The 1,264-nt window shown below is 42.6% G+C and carries 2 protein-coding genes; one reads left to right on the forward strand and one right to left on the reverse strand.

Features of this window, described 5'->3' with window-relative positions; genetic code table 11:
• The first annotated feature begins 405 nt into the window (after nt 1-405).
• Nucleotides 406-999, forward strand: a complete 594-nt coding sequence (locus tag ACO0LE_RS20190) for a GspH/FimT family pseudopilin (RefSeq protein WP_422962118.1) — start codon at nt 406-408, stop codon at nt 997-999.
• A gap of 41 nt (nt 1,000-1,040) precedes the next feature.
• Here ACO0LE_RS20190 and ACO0LE_RS20195 read toward each other — a convergent pair.
• The coding region (locus ACO0LE_RS20195) for a hypothetical protein (RefSeq protein WP_422962119.1) at nt 1,041-1,264 on the reverse strand (224 nt) is incomplete at its 5' end.

The raw sequence follows: 1,264 nt of genomic DNA on the forward strand, positions 1-1,264 counted from the left end.
CCCGAACAGGACCGTGAAACGACTCCGCGCCAATGATAGTGCTGCAACCAGTGTGAAAGTAGGTCATCGTCAGGCTTTTATTCCGCATACCCCCGCTCAAGTAATTGACCGGGGGTCTTGCTTTTTTCGACTTACATCCGACGCATTCAAGCTCCCGCCATCCAAATGCCCAATAAAAAAGAGCTGAAATTCCGTTTTAACCCCGTATGGTTCTTCCGAAAATCCGTATGATTTGTATCAACTAGACCGAGACCCTTGCCTTCGTCCCCGCGTTTTACTTGCATTTCATGCCATGATGCCCTATGTCAATAAGCCGCATATCTGCTGGAACTAGCCGCTAATCTTTACACACTATCACCAAATAATGTTGTTATATATCATCCATGCATAAAGGATTATTCAATAATGTTAAAAAATAAACATTTTTACATTCCTCAATCAGGTTTCACATTGATTGAACTAATGCTTGTAATTGTGATAGTCGGGGTTTTGGCGAGCATTGGGATCCCATCGTATAGAACATTTATTAGTACGGGTAAAATTACAACAGCAACGAGTTCACTGCATGGTGCATTATTACTTGCTAGAACAGAGGCGATTAAAAGAGGGAAAAATGTGACCATTTGCCGAAGTGAGACAGCAAATGCGGCAGTTCCGTCCTGCTCTACAACTGACAGTACGCCAGGTACTAATTCAGGCTGGGCTGATGGTTGGATTATATTTACTGATGACAATAATAATGGTACGTATCAGCCAGGAAATAACCCCCCTGAAATATTGATTTTTGCTCAAGGCTCTCAAGCAAAAGACTTAACAGATATTTCTATAATGCCAAGTGTACCTCAAAAATTTCTGACGTTTAATTCAACAGGGCAGGTTTTTGGCGCTTCTATCCAGATGTTAGTTAATAAGCCGACTTGGGATAGCGACACATCGCATAATCGCTATATTTGTATCGCCTCAGGTGGTCGAGCAAGAGTCAGTACCTCAACTTGTTAAGCAGGAACCATAGTGAATCATAATATAAATCATCAAACTGCTCAGGTCCTGATAGCCTGAGTCCAGCGATAAGGGGTTGATACTGCAGTTTTCCATGCCGGACAGGCATAATGTGCCGTTATAACATCAGTTATATGCGTGGTAATCCCCCCTGCAAACAAGCGTTGAAATGAGTAGAATTTTCTAAATATGATTTTTGAAAGTTCTGCATGAAGCCTTCCCGTTACACCGACAGTCAGATCATCGCCATCCTCAAGCAGGCCGA

This window comes from Undibacterium sp. Xuan67W (assembly GCF_049340165.1).
In the GTDB taxonomy this organism is placed as follows: domain Bacteria; phylum Pseudomonadota; class Gammaproteobacteria; order Burkholderiales; family Burkholderiaceae_D; genus Undibacterium.

Bases quoted from the DNA above. Each gene is read 5' to 3' on its own strand.
- ACO0LE_RS20190 (WP_422962118.1), top strand. From the start codon at position 406: ATGTTAAAAAATAAACATTTTTACATTCCTCAATCAGGTTTCACATTG.